Source organism: Ligilactobacillus murinus (assembly GCF_003288115.1).
Taxonomy (GTDB): domain Bacteria; phylum Bacillota; class Bacilli; order Lactobacillales; family Lactobacillaceae; genus Ligilactobacillus; species Ligilactobacillus murinus.
Window position 1 is genome coordinate 1,055,707 of record NZ_CP023565.1, and the last position, 24,044, is coordinate 1,079,750.

The 24,044-nt window shown below is 39.0% G+C and carries 27 protein-coding genes; 3 read left to right on the plus strand and 24 right to left on the minus strand.

Going from position 1 to position 24,044, the window contains the following annotated elements; all coding sequences use genetic code 11:
• Positions 1-108: 108 nt before the first annotated feature.
• The 23 genes from CPS94_RS05265 to CPS94_RS05370 form a co-directional block, all read right to left on the minus strand.
• Positions 109-888: a Bax inhibitor-1 family protein gene (locus tag CPS94_RS05265; RefSeq protein ID WP_112194626.1), complete on the minus strand. Its 780-nt coding sequence runs from the start codon at positions 886-888 to the stop codon at positions 109-111.
• Between the two features lie 201 nt (positions 889-1,089).
• Positions 1,090-1,629 (minus strand): hypothetical protein, encoded by a 540-nt coding sequence (locus CPS94_RS05270; RefSeq protein ID WP_225432387.1) that lies wholly within the window; start codon positions 1,627-1,629, stop codon positions 1,090-1,092.
• Positions 1,630-1,675: 46 nt separating this feature from the next.
• Positions 1,676-2,020, minus strand: a complete 345-nt coding sequence (locus CPS94_RS05275) for a hypothetical protein (RefSeq protein ID WP_148458537.1) — start codon at positions 2,018-2,020, stop codon at positions 1,676-1,678.
• Between the two features lie 137 nt (positions 2,021-2,157).
• Positions 2,158-2,313: a hypothetical protein gene (locus CPS94_RS11330; RefSeq protein WP_162626411.1), complete on the minus strand. Its 156-nt coding sequence runs from the start codon at positions 2,311-2,313 to the stop codon at positions 2,158-2,160.
• Between the two features lie 397 nt (positions 2,314-2,710).
• Entirely contained in the window at positions 2,711-3,316 is a 606-nt protein-coding gene (locus CPS94_RS05280) for a hypothetical protein (protein WP_112194620.1), read from the minus strand.
• A 134-nt stretch (positions 3,317-3,450) separates the two neighbouring features.
• A complete protein-coding gene (locus tag CPS94_RS05285) occupies positions 3,451-4,056 on the minus strand; it encodes a hypothetical protein (protein WP_112194618.1) in 606 nt (201 codons plus the stop codon).
• Positions 4,057-4,188: 132 nt separating this feature from the next.
• Entirely contained in the window at positions 4,189-4,794 is a 606-nt protein-coding gene (locus CPS94_RS05290) for a hypothetical protein (protein ID WP_112194616.1), read from the minus strand.
• Between the two features lie 131 nt (positions 4,795-4,925).
• Entirely contained in the window at positions 4,926-5,531 is a 606-nt protein-coding gene (locus CPS94_RS05295; protein WP_004049223.1) for a hypothetical protein, read from the minus strand.
• Between the two features lie 25 nt (positions 5,532-5,556).
• Entirely contained in the window at positions 5,557-7,278 is a 1,722-nt protein-coding gene (locus CPS94_RS05300; protein WP_112194615.1) for a T7SS effector LXG polymorphic toxin, read from the minus strand.
• Positions 7,279-7,353: 75 nt separating this feature from the next.
• Positions 7,354-7,935 (minus strand): hypothetical protein, encoded by a 582-nt coding sequence (locus CPS94_RS05305; protein ID WP_112194613.1) that lies wholly within the window; start codon positions 7,933-7,935, stop codon positions 7,354-7,356.
• A gap of 35 nt (positions 7,936-7,970) precedes the next feature.
• Positions 7,971-8,588, minus strand: coding sequence for a hypothetical protein (locus CPS94_RS05310; protein WP_112194611.1), 618 nt, complete (start codon positions 8,586-8,588; stop codon positions 7,971-7,973).
• 25 nt (positions 8,589-8,613) lie between these two features.
• Positions 8,614-9,642 (minus strand): hypothetical protein, encoded by a 1,029-nt coding sequence (locus CPS94_RS05315; RefSeq protein ID WP_112194609.1) that lies wholly within the window; start codon positions 9,640-9,642, stop codon positions 8,614-8,616.
• Between the two features lie 81 nt (positions 9,643-9,723).
• Positions 9,724-10,335 (minus strand): T7SS effector LXG polymorphic toxin, encoded by a 612-nt coding sequence (locus tag CPS94_RS05320; protein ID WP_112194607.1) that lies wholly within the window; start codon positions 10,333-10,335, stop codon positions 9,724-9,726.
• A 5-nt stretch (positions 10,336-10,340) separates the two neighbouring features.
• Positions 10,341-10,610, minus strand: a complete 270-nt coding sequence (locus tag CPS94_RS05325; RefSeq protein WP_004049229.1) for a TIGR04197 family type VII secretion effector — start codon at positions 10,608-10,610, stop codon at positions 10,341-10,343.
• Positions 10,611-10,623: 13 nt separating this feature from the next.
• Positions 10,624-10,968, minus strand: coding sequence for a hypothetical protein (locus tag CPS94_RS05330; protein ID WP_056959813.1), 345 nt, complete (start codon positions 10,966-10,968; stop codon positions 10,624-10,626).
• 4 nt (positions 10,969-10,972) lie between these two features.
• Complete coding sequence (locus tag CPS94_RS05335; RefSeq protein WP_162626412.1) at positions 10,973-11,353, minus strand: DUF4176 domain-containing protein; 381 nt, start codon at positions 11,351-11,353, stop codon at positions 10,973-10,975.
• A 19-nt stretch (positions 11,354-11,372) separates the two neighbouring features.
• Positions 11,373-15,788 carry a type VII secretion protein EssC gene (gene essC / locus CPS94_RS05340; protein WP_112286395.1) on the minus strand — a complete coding sequence of 1,472 codons (4,416 nt, stop codon included), beginning with the start codon at positions 15,786-15,788 and terminating at the stop codon, positions 11,373-11,375.
• Positions 15,769-16,941, minus strand: coding sequence for a type VII secretion protein EssB (gene essB, locus CPS94_RS05345; protein ID WP_112286396.1), 1,173 nt, complete (start codon positions 16,939-16,941; stop codon positions 15,769-15,771). Before essB ends, essC begins: the two co-directional genes overlap by 20 nt.
• On the minus strand, positions 16,925-17,194 hold the full coding sequence (locus CPS94_RS05350; protein ID WP_004051226.1) for a hypothetical protein: 270 nt from the start codon (positions 17,192-17,194) through the stop codon (positions 16,925-16,927). Before CPS94_RS05350 ends, essB begins: the two co-directional genes overlap by 17 nt.
• Positions 17,179-17,649 (minus strand): hypothetical protein, encoded by a 471-nt coding sequence (locus CPS94_RS05355; protein WP_004051228.1) that lies wholly within the window; start codon positions 17,647-17,649, stop codon positions 17,179-17,181. The genes CPS94_RS05350 and CPS94_RS05355 overlap by 16 nt, the downstream gene beginning before the upstream one ends.
• A 31-nt stretch (positions 17,650-17,680) precedes the next feature.
• Complete coding sequence (locus CPS94_RS05360) at positions 17,681-20,068, minus strand: MFS transporter (RefSeq protein ID WP_112286397.1); 2,388 nt, start codon at positions 20,066-20,068, stop codon at positions 17,681-17,683.
• A 216-nt stretch (positions 20,069-20,284) separates the two neighbouring features.
• Positions 20,285-20,890 (minus strand): type VII secretion protein EsaA, encoded by a 606-nt coding sequence (esaA, locus tag CPS94_RS05365; protein ID WP_112286398.1) that lies wholly within the window; start codon positions 20,888-20,890, stop codon positions 20,285-20,287.
• Positions 20,891-20,962: 72 nt separating this feature from the next.
• Positions 20,963-21,256, minus strand: a complete 294-nt coding sequence (locus CPS94_RS05370; protein ID WP_056958568.1) for a WXG100 family type VII secretion target — start codon at positions 21,254-21,256, stop codon at positions 20,963-20,965.
• Between the two features lie 374 nt (positions 21,257-21,630).
• Between CPS94_RS05370 and CPS94_RS11555 the strand changes: the two genes are divergently transcribed.
• The 3 genes from CPS94_RS11555 to CPS94_RS05380 are packed head-to-tail and all read left to right on the plus strand — an operon-like array spanning position 21,631 to position 23,023.
• Complete coding sequence (locus CPS94_RS11555; protein ID WP_119448589.1) at positions 21,631-21,807, plus strand: helix-turn-helix domain-containing protein; 177 nt, start codon at positions 21,631-21,633, stop codon at positions 21,805-21,807.
• A 50-nt stretch (positions 21,808-21,857) separates the two neighbouring features.
• Positions 21,858-22,163 (plus strand): helix-turn-helix domain-containing protein, encoded by a 306-nt coding sequence (locus tag CPS94_RS11560; RefSeq protein ID WP_238145389.1) that lies wholly within the window; start codon positions 21,858-21,860, stop codon positions 22,161-22,163.
• Positions 22,148-23,023 (plus strand): IS3 family transposase, encoded by an 876-nt coding sequence (locus CPS94_RS05380; protein ID WP_039936034.1) that lies wholly within the window; start codon positions 22,148-22,150, stop codon positions 23,021-23,023. Before CPS94_RS11560 ends, CPS94_RS05380 begins: the two co-directional genes overlap by 16 nt.
• 48 nt (positions 23,024-23,071) lie before the next feature.
• On the opposite strand, the gene manA is transcribed toward CPS94_RS05380, so the two are convergent.
• Positions 23,072-24,037 (minus strand): mannose-6-phosphate isomerase, class I, encoded by a 966-nt coding sequence (gene manA / locus CPS94_RS05385; protein WP_039936147.1) that lies wholly within the window; start codon positions 24,035-24,037, stop codon positions 23,072-23,074.
• Between the last annotated feature and the right edge of the window lie 7 nt (positions 24,038-24,044).

The following is a 24,044-nucleotide window of genomic DNA, read 5'->3' on the forward strand; positions in this document are numbered from 1 at the left end:
TAGATATATTGCCATTACTTTTCTTCTTTGACACAAATGTTGCTAAGACTTTAATATTTTTAAATTCCAGATTATCGCTATCATATTACGGTCTAAATCACATATACTTTACCAAAAACTATCAAAGCCACCATCTGAATCATTGTCCGAATCATCATCTGAATCCGATGTCAGGATCTCCAAGAAAAGGACAATGATATCTTGTAAAATATCCAATGAGTTGGCTAATAAGATACTGACAAAAAATAACCCACCCAGTTCTTTAGCCTCGGTATAGCTGTTCATAGCCATATTGGCATCATAGATCAAATAACCTAAAAATAGCAACACAGTAGCATAATATGAAATAGTATTCAAAAAAGTTAAATGCAAAAACTGCCAATTTGTGAATGTCATTGAAATTATACCTACTAATCCAAAGCTTAAAATAGAGCCCCAAGATGATAGATCCTTTTTAAAAATTATACCGATCGAGCAAAATAATAGTGTTAAAACTGTTACTTGCACGGCCACAGGAATTATTAATTCTGGAAGTACTGAAATAGCCACTCCTAAAGGAAAGCCCAAAACGATCAAACTAATGAAATAAAATGAGATCGATACAACAGGATTTATCAATGCACTTACCTTACATACGATCACTGGAATAATACTTAAAATTATTATCAAACAGGTTCTGATAAAACCATGTAATGCATTACTGTATAATACTAATAAATTAAAGTAGGCATCACTATACTGGACCAAAAGATAATCAACTATTAAAATTGCAACAAAGCTCAGAATAGCTACTGCTACCGTTAAATACCCATATTTTAATTTTGCAAAATAATCTGTGTCAGTTTTAACTAACTTGGCTCTTTTTGACACACGTAATCTACTTTCCATTAAATAACATCTTCCTTCTTTTAAAAAATCTTAGCTCCAAAATCTATTTTTCATCTATATTTTTTCGATCAATTTACCTTGTTCACCTAGTTCTTTTGTAATATGTTGCCGGTTTATTTACGATATTCAGTATCTTTAGATCTACTTTCATCATCCACTACTTGTAACAACCCTTTGCGACGTAACACCCAGACGATATACTTAAATATCCATTTGCGGTATTTTGTCATTAACCAAATCGCTATCACTACAGGAATTAGGCCTAATGAACCATAAAAGAAGCCTTTTTTCCCTCCCTTTAATGCTTGTACGTACCCCATCATGCCGATTCCTCCTAGCATTGATCCAATCCACAAAAATGTCGTTGCTCCACTTAATTAAGTAGGAATCGCTTATCTCTACATCTTGCCCTATAATCATGAATTCCTTAGGATATTTTACAACACGAAAGCGGTAAAATATCAAGAGTATCAAACCACTTATTATTAGTGGAGATGATAAGCCCAGTACATTTCCAAGTCTCCCTAAAACATCATACTTGGCTGTCTTATCGTACATTGTTTGTCCCAAAGCTGCACCATTCAAAATAGCCAATCCCCCAATCACTACACTATAAAATGCAGCCTCCAAGCCATTTAATTTGCCACTATATCCTCGCACACCATATGTCAATACTGTTACTAATACCCCTAAACATAGCCAAATCACTATATAGGGACTATCCCATGTCTCTATTGCCATATCATCGCCTCCAAATTTTCTAGCTTTACTGTATGTAGCCCTACTCCTACCAAGATTTTACTTTAATCCCCTCCAATGTTCTTTTACTGTTATAAACGCTCGTAACATCATCTCCATATATTGCTATTCCTCTCGGTGTTCCATCGCTTCCAACACTTATCCCATCAATAATATAATTTTCATTATTATTAATAATTACCGATACAGCTCTTCCTCCCGTTCCGAATAACCCATAAGATTTTATTTTACTTACCTTTATTTCTTTTATAGGTTCCGAAACATCAAAATTCTGCACTACCCATAACGCTATACGTCGCTGTTTATCTTCTTTGCTTGGAAACTTTTGCGCAAGCGTTTCTCTGACTCGTCCAGTTTCTTTGATGATCGCCATTTTATTTTCTCCAAGTAATACGATCATCACGAGAGATATTATCACTAATGCGATCACGTCTTTCTTTTTGTTAAATATCATTCTCACCTCGCTGTTCTAAACATATTGCCATTACTTTTCTTTTTTGATACAAAAATTTATGATTTTTCAACATTTTTAGGCTTAAACTCTTTTATTAGGTTATGACGATAAGAAGTATTTAAAATCAACCAATACAAAAATAATTTAGGTGAAGCCAGCATTTCAAACGTCATTAAAGAAATTTCTATAAAAATATCTTTAGTTGTAATCATATAGAACCCCGCCATAATAATAGCTACCAATGAAACCAGCATATTTTATTCCGTTATACCATCTACAAAAAATTTGCGAATTGATCAATAAAATTACCGTAATTCCATAAAAAATTCTAAAAATTTGTTGAGTTTGTACGGAAATAACTATTGTCGGCATTGTTCCAACTAGGAAAATAATCAATAAGAAACTATTTAATACCAAAAACTCTCTAATCCCCCACCACTTTCGATACTTTTCCCTGCTACAATATCAATTAGCCACATACGGCAATCTACTTTGATAACTTTTGGTACTTCGTCAAGAATTTAGAAAACTTCTTTCATATATGTATGAAGTTATTGACTAATCAACCACCAATTTATCGATCATAACTATTTCTGACTACTCCAAAATTTATTTGGAATCCTTTTCATCCACTACTTGCAACAACCCTTTGCGACGTAACACCCAGACGATATACTTAAACATCCATTTGCTATATTTTGCTATCAACCAAATTGCTATCACTACAGGAATTAAGGCTAACGACCCATAAAAGAAACCTGTCTTTGGGCCTTTTAATGCTTGAACATAGCCAGCCATTCCAATTCCACAAGATAACAATCCAGAAAACATAAACCACGTTATCCCACTTAATAAATAGGATCCTCCCACTTCCAAATCGTTACCTCTAACTACTAATTCACCTGGATACTTTACTAATCGACATCTATAAAAAACTATCAATATTAGGCCACTCACTATTAAAGGGCCTGATAACCCTAACGCAGTTCCTAAACTCCCCCAAACATCATACTTCGCTGTTTTATCGTACATTGTCTGACCTAGTGCTGCTCCATTTAAGATAGCTAAAGCACCGATCACCATACTATATCCAATAGCCTCTAATCCATTTATTTTGCCACTATATCCTCGCACACCATATGTCAATACTGTTACTAATACCCCTAAACATAGCCAAATCACTATATAGGGACTATCCCATGTCTCTATTGCCATATCATCGCCTCCAATTATCTGGTTCTACCACGTATAGAGTTCTTTCACATCTCTCAAAAGATCATATGTAAAGTGGTCGGCTAACCAATCACCAATTTAGTAATAATCATGGCTACTTCTGATTTCTCTAAAATTTATTTGAAATCTTTATTACCCACTACTTGCAACAACCCTTTGCGACGTAACACCCAGACGATATACTTAAACATCCATTTACTATATTTTGTCATTAATATAATACCTAATATGAATGGAATCAGTGGTAATGAACCATAGAAAAAGCCTGCTCTCCCTGCCTTTAAACCATATACAATATGGCCTGAACCTATTCCTAGCAAGATAAATCCAAAGCTAAAAAAAGCAGTTATACCACCCAATAAGTAAGAACTACTTATCTCTAAATTATTATCTTTTATAATAATTTCATCTGGATGATTCACTACTCGATACCGATAAAATATTAATAATATAAATCCACTTATCAGTAATGACCCTGACAACCCTAATGTATTTCCCAAAACACCTAGAACATCATATTTTGCTTCATCATCATACATATATTGCCCTAATGCTGCCCCATTCAATCCTGACATTATTATTATCAACATACCATATCCCGCTGCTTCTAACCCACTCACTTTGTCACTATACCCTCGTACACCAAATAATAGTACTACTGCTAAAATACTTGGGCATAGCCAAATCACTATATAGGGACTATCCCAGGTCTCTATTGCCATATTATTTCCTCCAAATTCTCTAGTTCTACCATGTGTAGAGTTCTTTCATATCTCTCAAGAGATCATATGTAAAGTGATCGGCTAACCAATCACCAATTTAGAAATCATAACTACTTCTGATTTCTCTAAAATTTATTTAGAAGCTTTATCATCCACTACTTGTAGCAATCCTTTGCGACTTAACACCCAGACGATATACTTAAACATCCATTTGCTATATTTTGTCATTAACCAAATCGCTATAACAATTGGAATAAGTACTGTACTAGCAATCAATAATCCCTCTCTATCACCAACTAATCCCATAACAATATGACCTACACCTATACCGCCTAACATAATTCCTAGCCATAATATTATTGATAGGCTACTAAGTAAATAAGAACCACTAATCTCTATATCCCCATTTTTAATAATGATCTCTTCTGGATGTTTCACCACTCGATAACGGTAAAATATTAGCAATATGAATCCACTTACCAGTAATGATCCCGATAAACCTAATGTATTTCCTAAAACACCTAATACATCATATTTAGCCGTCTTATCGTACATTACTTGTCCTAAGACTGCTCCATTCAAAATAGCTAATCCTCCAATCACTACACTATAAAATGCAGCCTCCAAGCCATTTAATTTGTCACTATATCCTCGCGTACCAAATGTCAATACTGTTGCTAATACTCCCAAACATAGCCAAATTACTATATAAGGACTATCCCATGTTTCTATTGCCATATCATCGCCTCCAATTATCTGGTTCTACCACGTATAGAGTTCTTTCACATCTCTCAAAAGATCATATGTAAAGTGGTCGGCTAACCAATCACCAATTTAGAAATCATAACTACTTCTGATTTCTCTAAAATTTATTTGGAATCTTCATCATCCACTATTTGTAGCAATCCTTTGCGACGTAACACCCAGACGATATACTTAAACATCCATTTGCTATACTTTGCTATTAACCAAATTGCTACAATAATTGGTAAAAGCATTGATAAGGCATAAATCACCCCTTTTCTATCTCCTAGAAGTTCATCAACTAAGTATCCGCCACCTATCCCCCCTGACAACAATCCAGAAAACATAAACCATGTTATCCCACTTAATAAATAGGATCCTCCCATTTCTAAATCGTTACCCCTAACTACTAATTCATCTGGATGTTTTACTACTCGACATCTATAAAACACTATCAATGTTAAGCCACTCACTATTAAAGGCCCCGATAAGCCTAACATTGTCCCTAAACTCCCCCAAACATCATACTTCGCCGTTTTGTCATACATTGTCTGACCCAGCGCTGCTCCGTTTAAGATAGCTAGAGCACCGATTACCATACTATATCCAATAGCCTCTAATCCATTTATTTTGCCACTATATCCTCGCACACCATATGTCAGCACTGTTACTAATACCCCTAAACATAGCCAAATCACTATATAGGGACTATCCCATGTCTCTATTGCCATATCATCGCCTCCAAATCCTCTAGTTCTACCACGTGTATAATTCCTTCATATCTCTCAAGAAATCAAACGTATTGTCTAATTCAGAACGAACACTATTATCACCAAATTTTTCTCTGAGCATAGCCCTATTCGCAATTTTATCGGTTACCTTGCCACCAGTTAATCCATCTTTCCACATTCCAATATGGACATTTACCGCTGTCTTAACTGGTTTAGAGATTATCTTACCTGCAAATTTATTAGTCATTTTATATTCAATACTGCTCGTATCATTACCCACTACTGAATTTGTTACGGCACTAGCCGCTGGGGCTATCACTACATCTTTTACACCTGCAAAAGTTACTTGTTTCAACGTTTCTTTTGCATATGTCTTTGTAATAACTTTTCCTGAAGCACCCTCACTTAATTTTGGAACAACACCTTCTAACAATAATTTATGTTCCTTGGCTGTTTTGACATTGTCGCCTATTGCATGCGCATCATGCTCAAAGGCTTGCATCACTTTTTTAGCTGTACTTCCAGTAACCTTACTATCATCGGCAAAATTAAATAGATTTTTGACACTTGTAGAATCTCGCCATACCTGTTTACTATTTTGCAGTAACGGTTTTGTTTTTATCCCTTTACTTACGAACTGTCCTTCCTTTACTAAGGATTTAAAAGCACCTTTTGAACCAGCCACACCGCCAATTAAATTTAAAATTGAATAGGTATCTTCCGCATACTCTCTATTAATTCCTAGACGTAACAAAAAATCCTTTATAAAATTATCCCCATATTTTTTACCCGACTTCATTTTCGTATAGTCTTCATATAAATTAAGCAAATCTAGACCAACACCAAATCCTAATAGTAATGGTACCGCTATCCCACCTGAGGCTATAGTGATGGCTCCACCTAGTAGGAAGAAAAATCCATCAATCATCAATGCATTTTTTCCTTCACGTTTATTCCGTTCTTTTTCTAGATGAACCAAATAACGCTGATATGTCTTTTGGGTCTGATCGATCTTTTTTTCTGCACTTTTGACTAAGTTACGGTCTCGATACATATTATCTTGTAAAGTCGTGATGACCTGTTGTGTCTTACCATTGATTTTCTCTTCAAAAGCGCCTTTTTGATAACCAGTAAACTGGGGCAACTTCTGGGAACTATATTGTCCTATCAAGCGTTCGATAGCAACTATCATCTCATCTAATTCGTCAAATTTTCTGACTTGTTCGGCTTCATAGGTCTGCCAGCTTTCTTGCTGGTCTTTGATACCTCGCTTTATATTATCCAACGAATCTTTCACTCGAGACTTAGCTTCATTTGCCTGTTGAACATAGGTCCCACTGGGGACAATATCACTGACACCATGTGTGATCTTATTGAAATGTGCGACTTTTGCTGCAACATCACCACGGTAACTATCGCTTTGTCCCTTGATCGCCTCATAATCACTCGTAGCTAGATAAAAATCATTCCCACCTTTATCAACACCTGTATATGAAGCAACGTAGATCTTCAAAAGGTCCTCAAAACGTTGTAGCAACTGTTCGATCATTGTCTGTAGCCCACTAGCATGCACTTCACTGATATAATTTGCGATCCCATCAGCGGCACCACCAGTGAGGCCCCCCTTGCCACTTGCAAAAGTATTTAAACTCTTTTGTGTTTTACGTAATAGATCACGCCGGCTATTCAAACCTTGGTTTGCCGCTAGCATGAATTCATATAGCTCCATGTAATTCATCTTAGTCATTTGCTTCACCTCATCTTCTGGCTGTTAAATTATCCTTGAAGTACTGATAGTTATCTAACTTTTTATTTGAAAGATCTATTGTTCACCCGTATTTTTTTCGATCAATTTTCCTTGTTCACTTAGTTCTTTGATAATATATTGCATGGCCCATTTACGATATTTAGCAAATAAATAGATCGCAATGATGATCGGAGCAAAAATAGCTAAGCCATAAAGCACTCCATGACGATCACCGATCACAACTGATATCGTATTGGCTAGACCGATCCCAGCTGCTAAGATCCCGAAACCTAGGTAACTAACTACACCACCAAAAAGATATGACTTTTCAAAGACTACGCTACCATCTTGAATATAAAATTCTTCAGGATGAGCCAAGATACGTTGTTGATAATATTTAAATGACATAAAGCCACTCAGTAACAAGACCCCACTTAAGCCAAAAACTGCTAAAAATAATGAAACTGCCTCATTTTTAACTAAGTCTCCCAATAAGATCATTGCTCCACCAGCTGAAGCAAAAACCACTAATGTTTGAAATAATGCAAAACCTGTAGATAATTTACCTGCCACACCACTCTTACCAACTGATAAATTCAAGCAATAAACGATCACAAACAACACAATAACACCTAATAAATCAAATACATTTGTCATTGTAATTCTCCTCTCGATCTTAAAAATAATAAGGGTCAATCAATATCTTTAGACTTACTTTCATCATCCTCTACTTGCAACAACCCTTTGCGACGTAACACCCAGACGATATACTTAAACATCCATTTGCTATATTTTGTCATTAACCAAATCGCTATAGCAATTGGAATAAGTACTGTACTAGCAATCAATAATCCCTCTCTATCACCAACCAATCCCATAACAATATGACCTACACCTATACCACCCAACATAATTCCTAGCCATAATATTATTGATAGGCTACTAAGTAAATAAGAACCACTAATCTCTATATCCCCATTCTTAACAATAATCTCTTCAGGATGTTTCACTACTCGATACCGATAAAATATTAACAATATAAATCCACTTATCAGTAATGATCCTGACAACCCTAATGTATTTCCCAAAACACCTAGAACATCATATTTTGCTTCATCATCATACATATATTGCCCTAATGCTGCTCCATTCAATCCTGACAGTATTATTATCAACATACCATATCCCGCTGCTTCTAACCCACTCACTTTGTCACTATACCCTCGTACACCAAATAATAGCACTACTGCTAAAATACTTAGGTATAGCCAAATCGCTATATACGGACTATCCCAGGTCTCTATTGCCATATTATTTCCTCCAAATTTTCTAGTTCTACCACGTGTATAGTTCCTTCATATCTCTCAAGAGATCAAACGTATTGTCTAATTCAGACCGAACACTATTATCACCAAATTTTTCTCTGAGCATTGCTCTATTTGCGATCTTATCGGTTACCTTGCCGCCAGTTAATCCATCTTTCCACATTCCAATATGGACATTTACCGCTGTCTTAACTGGTTTAGAGATTATCTTACCTGCAAATTTATTAGTCATTTTATATTCAATACTGCTTGTATCATTACCCACTACTGAATTTGTTACGGCACTAGCCGCTGGGGCTATCACTACATCTTTTACACCTGCAAAAGTTACTTGTTTCAATGTTTCTTTTGCATATGTTTTTGTAATAACTTTGCCCGAAGCACCCTTACTTAATTTTGGAACAATACCCTCTAGTAATAACTTATGTTTCTTAGCTATTTTGACATTATCGCCTATCGCATGTGAATCATTTCCAAAGGCCTGCATTACTTTTTTAGCTGTGCTTCCGGTAACTTTACTGTCATCAGCAAAATTAAATAGATTCTTAACACTTGTAGAATCTCGCCACACCTGTTTGCTATTTTGCAGTAACGGTTTTGTTTTTATTCCTTTACTTACAAACTGTCCTTCCTTTACTAAAGACTTATATGCTCCGGCGGAACCTGATACAGCACCTGCCAAATTCAAAAGCGAATATACTCCTTCAGTACTTTCTCTTTTTAATCCGGTCTTCATTAATAACCATTTTATGATATTATCTCCATATTTTTTTCCAGACGTCATTTTCGTATAGTCCTCATACAAATTTAGTCCGTCCAAAGCCATACCAAAAGCCATTAATGCTGGAACGGCAATACCTCCAGACATTATCGTTATTCCAACACCAAGAGCCATAAAGAATAGATCCGTGTAGAATGCGTTTTTTCCTTCACGTTTATTCCGTTCTTCTTCTAGATGAACCAGATAACGTTGATATGTCTTTTGGGTCTGATCGATCTTTTTTTCTGCACTTCTAACTAAGTTACGGTCTCGATACATATTATCTTGTAAAGTCGTGATGACCTGCTGTGTCTTACCATTGATTTTCTCTGCAAAAGCGCCTTTTTGATAACCAGTAAACTAGGGCAACTTCTGGGAACTATATTGTCCTATCAAGCGTTCGATTGCAGCTATCATCTCATCTAATTCATCAAATTTTCTGACTTGTTCGGCTTCATAGGTCTGCCAGCTTTCTTGCTGGTCTTTGATACCTCGCTTTATATTATCCAACGAATCATTCACTCGAGACTTAGCTTCATTTGCCTGTTGAACATAGGTCCCACTGGGGACAATATCACTGACACCATGTGTGATCTTATTGAAATGTGCGACTTTTGCTGCAACATCACCACGGTAACTATCGCTTTGTCCCTTGATCGCCTCATAATCACTCGTAGCTAGATAAAAATCATTCCCACCTTTATCAACACCTGTATATGAAGCAACGTAGATCTTCAAAAGGTCCTCAAAACGTTGTAGCAACTGTTCGATCATTGTCTGTAGCCCACTGGCATGCACTTCACTGATATAATTTGCGATCCCATCAGCAGCACCACCAGTGAGACCGCCTTTACCACTTGTAAAAACATTTAAGCTTTTTTGCGTTTTACGTAATAGATCACGCCGACTGTTCAAGCCTTGGTTTGTTGCCAGCATGAATCCATATAACTCCATGTAATTCATCTTAGTCATTTGGTTCACCTCCGTCCCATTTTTTCGTCTAGTTCACGCATATTTTGAGCTACTTTTTCGATCCGCTTGGCATCATTTTTAACCAAAGCTCCATATCTATGCAATAAATTATTGATCTGAGTATATTTTTCTCGGATCTTTTTAGGCGTTGGCGTGTTAATGCTACTATTTGGTTGTCGCAAACCATCTTGCTTACCCGCCAAAGCATTGCCAGCAGTACTGATCTGTCGTACATTTCGCTTGACCTCTCCTGTATTTACGCTGATCTTTGCCATTTATTTTCACTCCCTAGATGATCCAATAACTTTGCTTCTCTGCTCGTAAGCGTCGGATCGTGTTACTATAATCTTCAAAAGCATCTCCCATCAAAGAAGAGAGCCCCTTAACATCATCTTCCACATAGCCAACTTTTCGTTTATGTTCGCGATAAACATTGCCCTTCCAAACATTTTCACCACCATGTTCTAGCTTATTAGTCCGTAAACTATCTAGCTCCGCTTGCAGTGAGGTCAACTCTACCATCGCTTGCTTTAATCTTTCAATTTTTCGATCGATCGTTGCATTATGCCGATGGACCGCTTCGTTATGCTTAGCGACCTTAACAAGTCGCTCAGCGATCTCTTCTGGACTCATCTAGTTATTCTCCTTTATCAAATTTCTCAGACAAACCACTGAAAGGATCGACTGTACTTGAAGAATTTTCTGCAATCTTAGTGACCTTTTTAGGCTCGTTTTCCACTTTTTCTAATGCCTCATTGATCTCTTCAACCAAGAGTTCATCATCAGCATCTGTGTAGCCTACAGCAATTACTTTATAGACATCTTCGCTATTGAAATATACTAATTGTCCATCCACTAAACCTTCAGGATATAAGACTGCCCCATATTCGAAATATTTGACATCTGTTTCGTCCTCATTTGCAGGTACATAAACCGCACGTTGCGCGATCATGACCTTTTTGATCGAACCGTTTAAAACAACTACTGTCCCTAAGGGTAAAAAATCTACTTTTTCCATTCTACTGTCATCTCTTTCATTAAATTTTTCCTGCCAAACGTACTTTGGCATATTTGGTTCCTTGCGATTCAAAGTAATAAGCTTCATTACCTGCTAAATTCTTTTCTAATGATGATCCCATAACTTTGATCGTGTCCGTATCATTCAATCTGGCTGTGACAACTCCGGCTGTAATATTTTTGCGCAGTTCTTGAACATTTAAATCAAAGCCTTTTTCAATGTAGTTGATACTATCAGAAATGATAATATATAAACCTGCTCGCCAAGCTTGCTTTAAAGTCAAGATAAAGTTATCGATCGTCAAACCACTTTTTTCAAAGAACAGGCGCAAATTAGGAATATACATAAATATTTGCTCTCCCACAGCCTTACTCCCAGCTAGCTTCACATACTCAGCCAACAATAATTTCAAGCGCTCGATATCATCCCCCGATGCCGTATAAACTTCATCAAAGCTGGCATAGTTATCCGTATATACTTGGCCTTCAAAATCGACCAATACTGTCCTTTTCTTTGTATATTTCAGCAAGAACAATAAACTAGTATCTAACATTTGACGTTGTTCCTCAGTTCCATAGATCAATGTGAAGAAATGATGTCTTACAGGTTCAAAGCCTAAGACCTCTGTGGTTTGAATATCAAATGTTAACGGTAACTCACCATCTACAAGTAGTTTCGTAACATCATCACGTTTTTCGAAGTACTCTAACCCAAATTGTAGTGGTAGCATCGGGATCGCTTTTGGCCGTTCACCAGTCCAAAAAGTATCCATTTTTTCGGCCAATGCTCCAATGTTTTTAATAATGCTCAATGAATCTTCACCTGTAGTTGGTTGATATGTTTGAAAGACATCAACTGCATCGTCGATCTCTACTTGTCCGCGTCCTGGAATAGGTGGTATTTGGATCCGATCACTACCTAACACCTCGATCAAATCATCATTATTGACTAGATAAAGCATCAATGCTTTAGAGATATTAGAGCGCATTCCTAAGCGATAAGCTGTCATCTGATTAGAACTCATTACTAGAAATACGCCTAAAGCAGCACCTTCGCGTAAAACACGATTGATCATACTGTCAACAACATCACGATCGTCATCTTCAATAAGCGCATCATAAGCATCGATCACATTAATACTCATTGCTAATGGTTGGTCAGCCATTGCTTCGTACTGTTCAAAGTTAGCGACACCATGTTCTTGGAATAAAGTTTTCCGCTGATCTAAAGTTTCGCCGATCCGTTGTAACATTTTGAAGAATTTTTCCTTTTCTTCTAGTCTTACGTGATCAGCTACATGCGGTAAGTTTCTCAAAGGCAATAAGCCATTATTCCCAAAATCAAGCAGATTAAATTGGACTTGAGCTGGAGAATTATAACGTGCCAAATTGAGCACTAACGTTTGTAATGCCGTGGATTTTCCGTAACCAGAACTACCAATAAAGACGGCTGGATTAAATTTCTCAATATCAAACAATAATTCCTTTTGCATCTGTTGCTCAGGTATATCTAACATTCCAAATGGCACTGCTAATTTTCGTTCTTTTTGCCATTCATTTACCCAATCTACTTTAGGCGTAACGATCTTTTCAGCTAGATCTGGTAACCATGGTTTCATCGGAAGAACAACTTGATCCTTCTCAGCGATCCTTGCTATTTCGTCTACAACTACTTCCAATTCTGACTGAACTTCCTCATATTCTGCCTGAACAACTTCACCTTCAGAAAGATCGGTATTTAACAATTCTGCTTGTCCTAAATGATTGATCAACCAGATCCGATCATCTACTTTGGCAGTATTTTGGGCTTCATCAGGAACATATTTAGCACCACTATAAGCGGTTTGGAACAACTCATAGATCTCATTATTACCAACTTGCAGATAACCACGCCCAGGTAAGGTGATAGAAGCGGCGTCTGGTGTTTTGATCACTTCTTTTGAGTCAGCAGGTTCGGCCACTTTTAAGGCGATCTTAAAGCGTGAGTTCGACCAGATCTGTTCGTTGACCACCCCACTTGGTTTTTGCGTAGCTAAGATCAAGTGTACCCCTAAAGAACGCCCGATCCGTGCAGTCGAAACTAACTCATTCATAAATTCAGGTTCGTTAGCTTTTAACTCAGCGAACTCATCACTGATCAAGAACAGATGTGGTAACGGCTCAGTTGGATACACGCGATCAGTCGCACCCGCTTTTCCTTTTTTATACAACTTGGTGTAACCGTTGATGTGGTTGACCCCAAATTCTCTAAATAAACGCTGGCGGCGCTCTAATTCAGCATGAATACTCTTCAAGGCCCGAGCTGTACTTGCTCCATCAAGATTAGTGATCGACCCCAATAAATGTGGCAGATCAGCAAATAAGTTCGCCATCCCCCCACCTTTATAATCGATCGGTAAAAAGCCCACATCTTCGGGAGCAAAATTGACTGCTAACGACAAAATAAAACTCTGTAAAACTTCAGATTTACCCGAACCTGTCGTCCCAGCTAATAAGCCGTGAGGACCATGTGCTCTTTCGTGTAGGTTCAAGTTGACCACATCATTTTTGCCCCGTACGCCCAAAGGTACTGCCAACGTCTTAGACGTATCAGCTAGCTGCCAGCGCTTTTTCACATTTAGCTCTGCGACACGCTTAACATTGTACAGTTGCAAAAACGAGATACTTTCAGGGATCGAATTTTTTTCGACCTCAACGTGGCGTAAATTAGCCAAACGCTTGATCGCTGCTGCCTGCGTGACCTTCTTAGGATACGAATTAGGCACAAATTCTAGGTTCAAATAGGTTTGGTCTTCATTGATCAGCGTCCCTAACTTTGAACTGTGATAGTCAACTAAGGTCGTGACTGTTTCAGGCAACATTGCTAAAGTCTCTTTCGCCCAGATCACAGTCACACCGTAACGACTCATATCTTCCATCAAGAATTCATTTAAGTTATGCCCTGTCAGCCATGCTTCATCTTGTATCACTAAAACGATCTGGGGCTTAAAAAACATTGCTTCCCGAGAATTGCGCTGTTCTTTATATTCTTGGCGGCGCTTGACTAACATCTGATACAACGAATTTAAGACCATATCACGGGTTTGAGCGTTATAGACAAGTCCGCGTAAATTCAAACTTTCTAATTGAAAATGTGGTAACCACCGCCACTCCTGCCAATAATTTTGATATTCAGCTTCATTTAGCACGGCAACAAATTGAACATCGTGATATGAATGAAACGCTGCTAATTGAAACAATGTCGTCTGTAACGCTTGGCGTAAAGCAGCACTATTGCCCGCTAACCCCAAGGTCGTTTGGCGCAATCCGATCGTCACGGGAATATTTTCAACTTTTTCATAAGGTTCGATGATCTTTTGCTCAATGAATTTTTCTAATTTGCTCTTGATCTTAGCATCATTTTTGTCGTGCTCGAACTGGTAACTGATCGGCAGAGTCCCCTGACCTAAACTCAAGGTCAAAAAGTCATCATTACTGAGCATCCGTTCATACAAGCGCGGATCATAGTGATACATCATCGCAGCGATCTCTTCGGATGTAGGATGATCGTATTGCATCACGGCTCGTTGCTCTTGATTTAATTTAGCCAGCTGCCCCGTGATACTTAACAGGTACTGTTCATAAGCTGCGTTAGCCTGTTTATTTTGAGTTTGGATCATTTTTTTATTGGTAAAATAGCTTGAGATCGAGAAACCAGCGGTCAAGACACTAGCACTCCCCATCCCTAGCATCATCAAGCCATTGCCCCCACTCAATAAGCTGACTAATCCACTAGCTACGACCATTCCCAGGGGCGGAACGATCATTTGCATCAAAGCACCTTGGGGAGGCGTTTGTGGTGTCGGGACATTTTCTAAACGCAACTTTTGTTTAGGTTCTTGCAGATAGATCCGTGGACTTCGGCGAAAATTAGGAAAATCAACGGGATATTCATGCTGTTGATTAGTCGGTAATAATTTATCGATATTTAACATGATATCTTGCCGTAAGGGTGTCAATTTAAGCTGTGATTCCCGTAATTCAAGCAATAAGCCATCAACGTACAATCTTGTTCCTAGCTCCCATTTAGCCTCGAGCTGTTCACAAAGTTCATCTTGCCAATAAAGCTTGGCCCCATTACCAAAAGCCTGCACAAAATACCCATGTTCCGTGACCGTGATCTTCATGAGAGCTGGGGTATCAAAAACGATATCCCCTGCTTTATCAGCTAAGACAAGCGAACGTGTTGGAAGATCAGTCGTTAATACCCGCAAGTGTTCATGGGCGATAACGAGCTGCTCGGGCACTTTTTTTGCTGGCTTGTCAGTTACGGTCCAGTGTTTGAAGGTTTTCGTCAATTCAAAAATTTCAAACGCCGTGGTCGCTTGTTGATCGATCCGATCGTCAACGCGGTTAGTTGGATCTGCATAAAGTTGCTCAATCGGCTTCAAATTCATTCTTCTCACCTCCTAGTTTTTTCAGGTATTCGTTGATCTGTTTACGGTATTTGCTCAATTCAGCTTGCTTTTTAGCCCCATCCATCGTGGTATTGTTCTTAGTCGCAGTGTAAAGTTTCGTATAGGCATGCAAGATATATTCGTCATCACCGATATTTTTAGCTAAACTCAACGCCTCTGTGTATTGCCCACGACCTATCTGGATCCAGTAGTTCAACTGGTTAGAGTTAGAATTTTGTGAGATATTTTTCAAGACTGCCTTTTTTTGCTGACTTGAAAGTGTATCAAGCTGGATATAACTGACCGCTAATACGTAGCGTGCGCTCTGGGGCAAGTGCTCCGGTGAATAACGCGCCAGCTCTTTAGTCGTATCAGCATAATTGTCATTTAAAAAACGCGCTTGTGCCGTTACGATATGCTCGGCTTTAGGCACTGTATAAAAACCCCAAAAAAGGGTCACGCCAAGTAAGATCACACTTATCACGCTACCAATACCCGCGATCCATTTGAGCATTTGAAATTTAGTTTTTTTGACCGTTACTAGTGTCTTTTGCGCCACCTGCTCTTGGGTCATGACCTGTTGATCGACCAGGCTTTCAAGTGCTGTGATCGTAGTTGCTTTTGCTAATTGCTGGGCGAACGTATGCCGCAAAGCACCGGCACCATTGACTAACTTGGCATAATCTTGCTTAGGTTCAAGTAAATATAAGACCAACGCCCGAAATTGCTTGACTCTAAGTTCGGCTGTTTCTTTGAACGGCGCCACCGAAGACTTGAACCCCCGGTGTGCGACAACGATCCGTTGCCCGATAACAAAAAGGTTCTCAGGGGCAATAAAAGGTTGTAACAACCCCGCTTGTTCGTCAACGACCCAATAAAGTTGGGGCAATAAACGTAAGACTGCCGCCCGGTCAAAGCGTTTAACATATTCTGTCAGCGCCAAAGCTTTTTCAGGAAGTTGATAACTCAAAGTCAATTGATCTTCGTTTGCTTTGAGTACTTTGCCGGGCAAATAATGTTCATCACCTGACAAAAAAAGTTCGTATTCGGCTAATTCAGTCAACCGATATTTGTCTGCGCCTAAGGTCACTTTGAGCTCAGACTTATTTTGTTTGAATTCAAGCTCAAGCTTGCCATCACTTATCAGCGTCATTTTCTTTCCTCACACTCACTTCAAATTGGTCGCCATCTCCCAAAGGGTAGGCCTGTAATGGTACATTTTCATCTAGCGTCAATGCTTTATTAAGTAGGTGCAACTCAAATCTTGCTGGTAGTTCCACCTTGACAACGGCTAGCGCTGGTCTAAGTTGCTCAGCTAATAATTTTAGCGTTGTCTTTTTAGAAACTTGCAGATCATAGACTGTGCCAGCGTATTTCAGTCCGATCCTGATCAGTTGTTCGTCCATCGACTATTACTTTCCTTTCGTTTTACACGTCTTTTGGTGAAATATATCCCTAACGCACTTCCTAAAACTGCCATTATTCCAAATAACAGCGTGGACCACAGGTATTTGAAGCCTGCGAGCTCAGACGTTTTTCCCTTTTTGTCACCGGGCACGACTTTTAGCTTAGAGCGCTTGGTAAATAAATATTTGCGTAAGACCTGCTGATTTTTTTGCTGGATCTGTTTTGAACTGTGCTCACGGTGCGTAAAGATCTTTTTTTCAGCTTGAACTACGGGAGCACTAGCTTGCTTTTTTTGCTTTTTATTTTGACTTTCCATCTCGGGGGAAAACAGTGTCTTGACTCCATAATTTTGTAGGGTATCATCTTGGTAGCCATCATCATAGATCATTTGTTCATTTAGTTCGAGGCTACCTTCATCGGCTGTTGCTGTCACAGCTAAACCGCCTAAAAACACCAGACAAGCTCCTAGACACACACCGATAGTCTTAATTTTCATCATCGTTTTTTACCACGGTCTCATTTGTCAGCGGGCGCAAAAATAAGCTAGCCCCAAAGACTGCGACAGTCGCTAAGATCAGTCCTAATAAGGTCGTGATCCCCACCGTGCCCCCGCTCACCAACGCCGTATAGCCGGCTTCGATGTTTTGCAACGGTGAAAAGCGATACAGCACTTGAACGAACGTGCCCGCTTTAACTAAGATCCCTAAAAATGGTGTCAATAGGATATATAGGCCTAAGATCAAACCAAAGATAAAGAGTGTTACTTCCCGTTGCATTCGAGCACCCGCCGTGATCAAACCTGTCAAAAGCGTCATGACCGTGATCGCATAGATGATCCAAACTGCTCTTGCTCCGATCTCTGGCAGACTGTACGTGCTCAAAGCAAAGATCACCCCTAATCCCAAGCTGATCACAAATGTCAAAATAACGCTAGGTAGATTCAACCATGCACGTGTATGTTCGATCAAAGCTTCTTGTTCCAAAATAGTTCGCTTAGGTAGATATTTAGCGATCCCAAAGCCAATAAAGACTGCACTCAAGGCCCCGATCACTGTCATAAAATATGGTACTAACGAATGTTTTGGCATCGCCGTATACGAACCAGTAGCTTTGATCGGATTGGTCAAGAAATTATAGACCTTACTGTTATCAGCCTCACCACTACGCGCATTTTGCATGACCGTATTGAATGCCTTAGCATAATCTTGATTGTTATGCGCTTGTTTTTGGCTATCCTTTAAATTTTGACTCAAATTAGTCTTGATCGTTTCGGTCGTCTGTTGCAACTTAGTGGTATTATTCGTGAGATCTTTAATGATCGGCTGTAAACCTTTAGGATCGACCTTATCAGTTGTCGTCAATTCCTTTGTCCCAGTAGTCAAAGATGCTTTCAAAGTTTGATACTGTTGTGTCAACTGTTCAGGTCTCACCTCAGCCGTAGCACTTGCCATTGTCAGTGGTACGCTCTCTGGGGCTGACGAGTCAGTTTTAGCTGTATTGACCGCTAACTGGGCTTTGTTATACCACTCGATGATCCCAGCTACCTGTTCGAGATAGCTTTGTAAGCCGGCTTCATTCAAGCTTTGGCTGATCTCATTTAACGTCTTGATTTGAGCTGGGGTTTGGTCATCGAGTGTGAGCCGACCTGTTGCTTCACCTAGACGTTTGACTTGTTGGCTCAGTTTAGCGTATTGCCCCACTAATTGAGTGGCATATTGTTCTAGCTCAGGGCTAAGTTGGGCACTCTTAGTAACTAATGCTGCTAATGAATCAGGGCTTGCGACGATCTTAGCTTGTTCTTGTGTAGCTAAAAAGTTGCCCAGATCGTTTTCTCGACTATAAACAGCCATGACCTCATGTGCTAAAGCCAACGTTTGCGCTACATTTTGGTTCAATTCAGTGCTATTTTTTTGTGTGACTACTACGAAATGACCAGTATTTTGGACCTGACCATTGACGCTCCACTCATAATCCGTCGTTTCCTTGATCTGGTAGTCAACAGTCATTTCCAATGCATAATTAGCTGGAAGTGGCGTAACGCTCGGTGTCTGTGGAGATGTCTCTTCTTTAGCCGTTGAACTAGTTTCAGCTAAACTAGAGCTTTCAGCTGACTCACTGCTTTTTGAACTCGTTGTAGCTTCAGATTCTGACTCAGTCTTAGCTACGGCAGTCGTTGTTTGGGGCCGGGTAAAGCTGATTGTAAAACGCCCCTGGCTAACAGGAGTTATTTTGACGTCTTGATATCCCGCTTGTCTTAAAGTCGAAACAATATTATTTTGAGCCAAAGTTACCGCTGCTCCATCACCTTTTAGTTGGATCACATTGGGTTTATCCGCCGTTAGATTTAAAGTCACTTTAGCTTGGTAATTTTCTTCTTTAGTATTTTCTTTGAGATAAGTCACTGGCTTACCGTAATCGACCCCAAGATTTTTAGCATATTTACTCAAGATCTGCGTAGCAGCTTGATAATCTTTTTGATCTTGCTTAGACCAAAGATCTTTTAACTCGTCATCAGCTTGCGTCAATTCAGTTGCTACCCCTAGCTTGGATAACTTTTTCTTTAGTTGTGCTTCAAAAGCGGTCAAGATCTGCGTATTATTGCCGTTATCACCATTTAATTTTGCTTTTAGCGTGGCTAGATTCTCTTCTGCCGTCGTTTGGGTCAGACCGTACTCTTTTTCTAGCTGTTGTTGCAACGAATGCAAAGTTTGATACTGTTCATTTAACTGTTGCACTTGCTTAGCTAAAGCCGCCTGATCGTTAGAAACGACACCGACTAAAGCGCTCGAAGTATCATGGAGCGGTAAAACTGGAGCTGTATCTGTAAAATAATTGCCAACATTCAATTGATAAGCTGAATTCTTCTTGGTCAATGCCTCATAGAGCTTGATCTGCTCCTCTAACTTGTCATGTAAAGCGGTGCGAGCAGCTTGCTCAGCCTCATTATTGCTCGTTAAGTCTTGATTTAAGCCTTGTAATAATGTTTGAACACTGTGACTAAAAGCTTCATCTGCTTGAACACTTGCTTGCCGATCTTCATCTAAAACACTAGCTGTACTAAAGATCGTAGCAAATTGATCGTTTAAGCCTTAAAATGGTGCTTGGACTTGGCTGGAGAGATCGCTGACCTGATTTTTTTGCTGATTAGCGCCTCTTTCCATCGCAACTTGAGCGCTCCGCAAGTTACCGACTAGACTCGAAAAATACATCCGAACGACACGGTTATTAAAATAGTTGATCAAGCTGTCGACGTTGCGCCCGACGACTTGATTGGTTATCTCATTTTGCCCCTTGCGAACTCGGTAACTGATCCCTGCCTGCTTAGGATCGGTACTTTGTAAAGCTAAGATCCGCGCTGAGAAATTTTCTGGGATCACAACTTCAACGTCATAAGTTCCATCATTCATCCCTGTTTCTGCCATATCAAACGGGGCTGTTTGCCAATCGTGTTCTTTATCACGTGAGACGAGCTTTAAAAAGTCGCCCCCCAAGTTATACTCTTTACCGTTGAATTTTGCTCCGTTATCTTGATTAACTAAGACATAGCGAACTTTATTATTAGCCTGTGCATTTTCATCATGTCGCACGACACTGTGGTTTTTAAGCCCCAACCAGACTAAACTAAACACCAAACATCCCCCTAATAAACTGATCAACGCTAAGCTAAAATGCCGCTTAGTTATGTATTTTTTCATGCGTATCGTTCACCTCTTCTTTTTTCTTACCAAAAAAGGGACCCAACTTATAAAATTGAGGTCCCTTTAAAACTAGTGCAAACCAAAAGCGTTGCGATCTTCGTTATCCCGTTGTTCAACGGTATTAGCGTATGTTTCAAGCTGTTGATCGATCTGCTCTAAAAGCTGTGTCATTTGATTGACATTCCCCTTCAATTGTTCAAATTGTTGGAGATAAGCCTGAAAAGCTTGCCCTCGCCATTCATTTGCCATCGTGTTATTCTCATTTTGTACCCGTTGCATCTGTTGTTGGATCTCTTGTGATGCATGGATGTAAACTTTTGCCGAAGCACGTAATTGCTCAGGAGTTACGGAAATTGCGCCCATATGTGCCCCCACCTTTCTCTTATTTTTAACAAAATTGATATTATCATCATAATATAATGAGAGTCAATGTAATTTTAACTAAAGGTCGGCTATATTTTACCCAAAACATTTAAATTTTTTTTACAAATAAAATTAGCTATTTTTTATACGATCTATTGTCACTCAATAGTACACATTGGTATGACCAGATCTACCAGTAGCAATATAATTGCTAAAACCCAAATGATTATATTTTTATTAATAAATTAAATAACGTTTTAATTATCAATTCCCCTTTATTACATTTTCATTACAAAAAAGCCTCATTGCTTTCACAACAAGGTGAAGTGAACCCCCTAAGTTGGACAAAGGAATCTAACTTAGGGGGTTTTACTATGACTAAATTTTCTTTTGAGGATAAGTTGCGGGCTGTAAATATGTATCTAAGAGGCTATGGAAGTAACACAGTAGCTAAAGTTTATAAAGTGAAGAATCACTCAAATATCCTTATGTGGGTCAAACGATATCAAAAATATGGTATTGATGGGTTAAAAGTTCGCTACCCTAAATAAAATACGATTACGATGGAAATTTTAAGCTCAACGTTTTAAACTGGAGAAAAATGCATAAGGCTTCCTATCCGGAAACAGAACTTCAGTTTGATATAAGTAATCCTGGGACGATTGCGACTTGGCAACGTAAATTGGATACTAAAGGTATTGATGCCTTATTTACTAGAAGAGGACGAGCTAAACACATGACGACCAACAATAATAAACAAGCAGAAAAATCAGAATTATCTGAATTAGAACGTTTACGAGCTGAGAATCGTGCTTTACGGGTTGAAAATGAATACTTAAAAAAACTCGATGCCTTGGTTCAGAAGCGCGGACATCGCAAGAAAAATATCAAATCATCCAAGAACTAAGGCAAGAATTTAAATATACATTGGATGAAATACTACCTTACACTAGTCTTAAACGTAGTACATTTTACTATCAAGCCCAACGAATAAACAGGCGAAAAAATAAAGATGAGGAGCTATTAAAGCTTATAAAGGAGGTCAAATCAAAGCACCCGTGTTTTGGTTATCGTACAGTAACACTGAAATTACGATCTCAAGGCATAAAAGTAAATCATAAGCGTGTTAGTCGCATCATGCGAGAAAATGATCTATCAGCGCATATGTATAATAAACAAAGGAGAAAATATAATTCTGCCCTTGGACCACAAGGTAAGAAAGCTAAGAACTTATTACATCGACGTTTTGATACACATTTACCATTTCAAAAAATGGTGACCGACGTAAGTGAATTTAGGTATGGAAATAAGACACAAGAAGAACGTGTCTATCTTTCACCTATCAAAGATCTATGTACAGATGAAATAGTAAGCTATAGTATCAGTAAGCATCCAACAACAGACTTCGTGGTAAAACCGTTGGATGCGTTGATAAAACTTAGACCTAAATTAAACTATCGTATGACTCTCCATAGCGATCAAGGTGTCCAATATCAGAGTGTCCAATGGCGAAAGAAGCTAAAGGAAAATAGGATCTTTCAAAGCATGTCTCGTAGGGCAACGTGCTTAGATAATGCACCCATGGAAAGTTTTTTCCACACAATGAAAGTAGAGCTATATCACAATAAAGAATATACAACACAAGAAGAGTTGGTCAACGCAATGATCAGCTGGATCAGCTATTACAATAACGAACGGATAAAGGTCAAACTAAAAGGCAAGACACCGGTAGAATACCGACATCTTGCCTTAAGAAATATAGTATAAATAGAGTGTCCAACTTTATGGGTTCACTTCAAGGCTGCTTGACTCTGATCATGCTTTTTTACCCGGTTCAGAAGCGATCAACATCATCTTCCCAGCCAACGTCCAAGATTTAACGGCATAAGGTAAGATAAAATGCATCCCCTTCTTGAGTTCATAGGTGCGACCCTCTACTTCCAACTGCCCGTTTCCATCTAAGACTGAGACCAGCGTATATGGTGCTTGTTGACGTTCAAAAGTCGCACTGCCAGCGATCTCCCATTTATAGACCGCAAAGAAATCAGTATCGACAAACCGGGTAACTTTCTTATCACCTGTTACAGTCGTTTGAATATCCAATTTAGGATCGACATGCGGAACGTTGGTCACATCGATCGATCGTTTCAAGTGCAACTCACGCTTTTTACCGGTCGCTTTATCGATCCGATCAAAATCATACAAGCGATAAGTCGTATCTGAACTTTGTTGCGTCTCAAGGACCATGATCCCTTTACCGATCGCATGGATCGTACCAGCTGGAACATAGAGGAAGTCACCGGCTTTGACGGAGATCTTGCGTAACAATTTATCCCACTGTTTATTTTCGATCATCTCAGCTAACTCTTCCCGCGTCTTTGCATGATGCCCGTAATACATCTGAGCCCCTTTATCGGCAGCTAATACATACCAACATTCAGTCTTGCCCAACTCGCCTTCATGCTCCTTAGCGTAAGCATCATCTGGGTGCACTTGCACAGAAAGATCAGCTTTAGCGTCCAAGATCTTCGTCAATAGCGGGAAAACATCGCCTTTAGCGTTACCAAAAACTTCACGGTGCTTATCCCAGACCTCAGTCAACGTCAGACCCTTGTATGGTCCATTTTCAACGATCGCCGGTCCATGTGTGTGGGCCGAGATCGCCCAACATTCACCTGTATGATCACTTGGGATCTGATAACCGTATTCAGTATGTAAACGGTCGCCACCCCAAATTTTTTCTTGAAAATATGGTTCTAAAAATAATGGTTCATTACTCATCTTCATC

Excerpts from the sequence above, each read along its gene's own strand:
- CPS94_RS05305 (WP_112194613.1), bottom strand. The coding sequence starts at position 7,935 with ATGACAAATGTATTTGATTTATTAGGTGTTATTGTGTTGTTTGTGATC.
- CPS94_RS05325 (WP_004049229.1), bottom strand. The coding sequence starts at position 10,610 with ATGGCAAAGATCAGCGTAAATACAGGAGAGGTCAAGCGAAATGTACGA.
- essB (WP_112286396.1), bottom strand. The coding sequence starts at position 16,941 with ATGACGCTGATAAGTGATGGCAAGCTTGAGCTTGAATTCAAACAAAAT.
- CPS94_RS05335 (WP_162626412.1), bottom strand. The coding sequence starts at position 11,353 with ATGGAAAAAGTAGATTTTTTACCCTTAGGGACAGTAGTTGTTTTAAAC.
- CPS94_RS11555 (WP_119448589.1), top strand. The coding sequence starts at position 21,631 with ATGACTAAATTTTCTTTTGAGGATAAGTTGCGGGCTGTAAATATGTAT.
- esaA (WP_112286398.1), bottom strand. The coding sequence starts at position 20,890 with ATGAAAAAATACATAACTAAGCGGCATTTTAGCTTAGCGTTGATCAGT.
- CPS94_RS11330 (WP_162626411.1), bottom strand. The coding sequence starts at position 2,313 with ATGATTACAACTAAAGATATTTTTATAGAAATTTCTTTAATGACGTTT.
- CPS94_RS05320 (WP_112194607.1), bottom strand. The coding sequence starts at position 10,335 with ATGACTAAGATGAATTACATGGAGTTATATGGATTCATGCTGGCAACA.
- CPS94_RS05300 (WP_112194615.1), bottom strand. The coding sequence starts at position 7,278 with ATGACTAAGATGAATTACATGGAGCTATATGAATTCATGCTAGCGGCA.
- CPS94_RS05350 (WP_004051226.1), bottom strand. The coding sequence starts at position 17,194 with ATGGACGAACAACTGATCAGGATCGGACTGAAATACGCTGGCACAGTC.
- CPS94_RS05290 (WP_112194616.1), bottom strand. The coding sequence starts at position 4,794 with ATGGCAATAGAAACATGGGATAGTCCTTATATAGTAATTTGGCTATGT.
- CPS94_RS05310 (WP_112194611.1), bottom strand. The coding sequence starts at position 8,588 with ATGGCAATAGAGACCTGGGATAGTCCGTATATAGCGATTTGGCTATAC.
- CPS94_RS05295 (WP_004049223.1), bottom strand. The coding sequence starts at position 5,531 with ATGGCAATAGAGACATGGGATAGTCCCTATATAGTGATTTGGCTATGT.
- CPS94_RS11560 (WP_238145389.1), top strand. The coding sequence starts at position 21,858 with ATGCATAAGGCTTCCTATCCGGAAACAGAACTTCAGTTTGATATAAGT.
- manA (WP_039936147.1), bottom strand. The coding sequence starts at position 24,037 with ATGAGTAATGAACCATTATTTTTAGAACCATATTTTCAAGAAAAAATT.
- CPS94_RS05275 (WP_148458537.1), bottom strand. The coding sequence starts at position 2,020 with ATGGCGATCATCAAAGAAACTGGACGAGTCAGAGAAACGCTTGCGCAA.
- CPS94_RS05370 (WP_056958568.1), bottom strand. The coding sequence starts at position 21,256 with ATGGGCGCAATTTCCGTAACTCCTGAGCAATTACGTGCTTCGGCAAAA.
- essC (WP_112286395.1), bottom strand. The coding sequence starts at position 15,788 with ATGAATTTGAAGCCGATTGAGCAACTTTATGCAGATCCAACTAACCGC.
- CPS94_RS05270 (WP_225432387.1), bottom strand. The coding sequence starts at position 1,629 with ATGGCAATAGAGACATGGGATAGTCCCTATATAGTGATTTGGCTATGT.
- CPS94_RS05285 (WP_112194618.1), bottom strand. The coding sequence starts at position 4,056 with ATGGCAATAGAGACCTGGGATAGTCCCTATATAGTGATTTGGCTATGC.
- CPS94_RS05280 (WP_112194620.1), bottom strand. The coding sequence starts at position 3,316 with ATGGCAATAGAGACATGGGATAGTCCCTATATAGTGATTTGGCTATGT.
- CPS94_RS05330 (WP_056959813.1), bottom strand. The coding sequence starts at position 10,968 with ATGAGTCCAGAAGAGATCGCTGAGCGACTTGTTAAGGTCGCTAAGCAT.
- CPS94_RS05315 (WP_112194609.1), bottom strand. The coding sequence starts at position 9,642 with ATGTATCGAGACCGTAACTTAGTTAGAAGTGCAGAAAAAAAGATCGAT.
- CPS94_RS05265 (WP_112194626.1), bottom strand. The coding sequence starts at position 888 with ATGGAAAGTAGATTACGTGTGTCAAAAAGAGCCAAGTTAGTTAAAACT.